This window comes from Pseudomonas sp. BRG-100 (genome assembly GCF_000737955.1).
GTDB lineage: Bacteria > Pseudomonadota > Gammaproteobacteria > Pseudomonadales > Pseudomonadaceae > Aquipseudomonas > Aquipseudomonas synxantha_A.
Genome location: NZ_JPRX01000003.1, coordinates 1 through 3,751, shown reverse-complemented (window position 1 = coordinate 3,751; position 3,751 = coordinate 1). Strand labels below are relative to the sequence as shown.

The 3,751-nt window shown below is 56.0% G+C and carries 2 protein-coding genes; both read right to left on the bottom strand.

Annotated elements, in window-relative coordinates; genetic code table 11:
* Positions 1-3,227 (bottom strand): hypothetical protein (locus JH25_RS0127575; RefSeq protein ID WP_050549456.1); only part of this gene is annotated, 3,227 nt, incomplete at its 3' end.
* A 109-nt stretch (positions 3,228-3,336) separates the two neighbouring features.
* Positions 3,337-3,751, bottom strand: a 415-nt coding sequence (locus JH25_RS00010; protein WP_164699580.1) for a YqaA family protein, incomplete at its 5' end; no start/stop codon positions are given.

The following is a 3,751-nucleotide window of genomic DNA, read 5'->3' as shown; positions in this document are numbered from 1 at the left end:
ACTGCCCGGCTCTGATCGTCGATACCATTATAGGCCACGTAAAAACTCAACGTTACCTGGCTATTATTTGCCACCCTGTCCAACCAACTACGCAGCACAGCTTTATCTCTCAAACCATTGGCGGCCTCCGTGGCGCTGATCAGTTCGCCCTCCATCACCAGTAGATCTTCTATACCGTCGCTGCTGAGTATCATCCACCCTAGTTGGTCTTTGTCGCTCAAAGGCCACTTATCCACTGATGCCTTGGCGTCGCCGGTAAAACTACCCAGGTTCAGCGTGCCTCCATCAATAATACTGTTGATGAGTGGCTGCGGTAAGTCCGTGGCCGGAATCGTATTGACTTTCACCGTCTGCACCTGCGACGGGCGTGGGGCAGCCACGCCCGTGCTCACCACCGAATACTTCAAGCACACGGTACTGTTCACACTATGGTGCAAGACCTTGGCCGAGGTCAGGTTGAACACTACCGTGCCTCCATCCAGCCCATTCTGGCTGGTTGAATAAGAGGTGCCGTCGGCAAAAAACCAGTAAAGCGTGATGAAATCTTGGCTACTCATACCGTCATAGCGAACCGTTGCCGTCGTATTGTGTTGAATGGGCAGCGGGTCCACTGTCACATTCGGCCCTGTATCGGTGGTGCCATTGATAAACGGGTGGGGAAGATCTCCTGATAATGCCTGAATGGTGTACGTGCGCCGACGGAAGTGCACTGCATTGGCTTTGTTGGTGCTACGATCGAAACTGGCCCAGAAATCGATGAACAGCGGCATTCCATCCTTGAGTCTGCGCAGATCCGGCGGCGTCGGTGGCATGATGCCCTGACTCTCGCCCTCAGGCGTTACCAGGTTCTCGCTGTAGGTATCCTCAATGTAATCCGCGCCATCGTCGTAGATACCTTCATATCGCATCCACATCCGCTGAAACCGGTGAATGAACGGCCAGATATTGATCAGGGTGCGCTCCCGGCCAGTAAGCTGGGAAATTACCAATACCGGGTTATCATGCCCTTCGATGGTGGGGATCGGTAGCGTGGTCAGGGGCAGTAACAGCAGATCCAGTATGGGCGACGGTATTCTCCGCGTGCCGCGCAGCACAAAGTACTGCACGGGAATCTGGCGGCCTTCGGAAAGAATGTTGGCGCCTACTACTTCGCTCGGTACGTCAAAGTGCACTGTTCTTGAGGTGTTGCCATTCTTGGTTTCTTCATAAGTGCCAATGCCCGGTACGCCGCTGAACACTGCCAGGATCCGGTCGCTGGGTGACATGTTCAGAAACGATACTTCAATCGTCGCTCCGGTCGTTGCGGACTCCGGCCTTAGTTGGTCTGGGTCTCGTGAGGCTTCAAGCACTTCCGGCCTCAACAGCTCACCTATTGCTTTACCGACCGTCACGTCAAGCGTCTCAGAGCGCAGTGTTGTGTTGCCGCGTATGAGGGAATAGCTCAAGCGAATGGAGCCGTTGTTATTCACGTCGACATAATTTCGATCTACCGGAAACGAAATCTCTCCTCCTACCACGACGTTAATCGTGTCGCCTGTGCTGCCACCCACCCCAGAGCCTACCCAGCGCCACACGACGGTGTCACCTCGTTGGAAGGTATAGGGGAGAGTGACATTGACCTGGAAGATCACATCGGCCGGATCGAGGTTGCCATTTTCATCTACGCCCTCAATGTGCGGCGCAGGCAGGTCGGCGCGACGTTCGCCTATTTCTACTATCAGGTGCTCGGATTCGCGCACCGTCAGCACATCGGCTTCCTGTATCGTGTTCACACCGTCATTGACGCGATAAAAGACGTCGATCGGCCCGAGCCCGACGAACTGTGCGAAATTTGCCGGCGTCACAATCCGAAAGCGTGTGGGTGGTGGTGGGTCGCCGGCCTGCTGGGTTTGTTCATAAAACACTAGGCCGCCGCCGGGTCGGTGCGCCTCAAAGCGCAAGGTGACGGGATAGTTCGGACTGTATGGCACGAAGGCCGGGAAGTTGACTTTGAGGTAGGGGACGGTCGGATCGATCAAGCCGCCTTCGTTTTCCTCGATTTCAACTGCAGGCATGTTGGAAACAGTACCAAAAACTGTGACAGACAGACTTTGGGAATAGCCAATCTCAGTGCCTAGCGGGAATTGCAGCGTATAGGAGATTTGCATCGAGCCGTTGATCAGGTCTTCGAGGATGCTGTTCTCGACGGTGGTATATGCCGAACGCCCGGGCCGGGCAGCAAACGCTGGCAATGGGATGGTGACTTTCGTTTTATCTTCGCGTGTACCCACGATGGTAGCTACGATCTGAGTGCCTGCTGGCGTTGGGGAGCCATTCGGGAGCCGTGTGGGCGCAACCACTTCGAGTTCGAAGTGACTCTCTGCGTACTGGTCGAAATCGACGTTATTATTGTCTGTTCCATCCACCAAAAAGTGGGGGCGCATGAGTGCGTCTGGATCCAGGTTACTGTTCAGGTTTACGACCTGAGACCACTGCTGCACTTCCCCTGAGAAGTTCAGCACCAAGTCGTAGATCCGGAACCGGATAGTCAACAGACCGCTACCGCCCAATTCGATGACCTCCCACGGGACGAACACCTCGATAGGCGTCAGTCCCTCGGCCTGATCCGCGTCCAACTGCAGCTCTACCAAACGGCCGTTCCAATACAACTCGATGGTGTCCCCTACAAATGCATCTGGGTAGTGATCAATGGTAATGAGCACACCATCACGTGCGCGCTCGGGGTCGAGTACGGCATCTGAGCCACTCAAGTCCTCTGGCAGGTGAAGGACCAGCGCCGAATGGTAGGGGAGTCCTGGGTCCTGATCCACGCCCCCTGGCCGGGTATCTTTCAGGAACCAGGTTTCTTCCTCCGATGTACTTTCAGTGCCAGACCCGTTACGCCTGACCAGGCCATAGCAGGGGTACACAATACCTAGCGGTACATGCTCGCGTAGTACCGAGAGTTGGTAGCGTCTTTGCGTTTCCTCGCCAGCAACAATTTCCCCCCAGGCGACCGGAAAACGCCGATCTCCCATATACCATTCGTAAGAATCGCCGACGTTCTTCGTGGTCCAGCTCTCGAAGGTAATCAGCAAACGGTTTTCGAGGCTGCGTATGCCAACCCCTACATCAGCCAGAAGTTCGGGAAGGGGACGTACAGTGTTGTCGTTGTAGGGCGGCGGCTCCAGGTCTGCGATGCGTGGTGGGTGCAGGATGGGTGGACTGTCTGTGCGTTTATCGGACATGGTGGTGACCCTTCAGGCTGATTTGAGAAACGTGCCAAACAGGGTCAGCAAATATGAGAGAGTGGTCACCGTCTAGCTGTGAGAAATGACAGTGGCGACGAGCGGTCAGCTACTGAATAATGAGTGTCAGCGCGCTATAACGCACGCCCTTGGCCAGGGTTACCAGCAGCAAAAAACGCCACAACGGCTCTCGCATCACCCCGGCCACCAAGGTCAGCGGGTCGCCGATGATAGGTACCCAACTGAGCAACAGCGTCCAATGCCCCCAACGCAGGTAATGCCCGCGGGCTCTATCCAGCTGCTTGGCACTCACCGGAAACCAGCGCCGTTCCTTGAAGCGCTCTACCGAGCGCCCCAGCAGCCAATTGACCACCGACCCCAGCACGTTGCCCAACGTGGCGATACCCAGCAGCAGCCACAGGTTGTAATGCCCGCTGATCAGCAGGCCGACCAGCACGGCTTCAGATTGCAGGGGCAATAACGTTGCGGCGCCAAACGCCGCGACGAACAGCCCCAGGTAACCC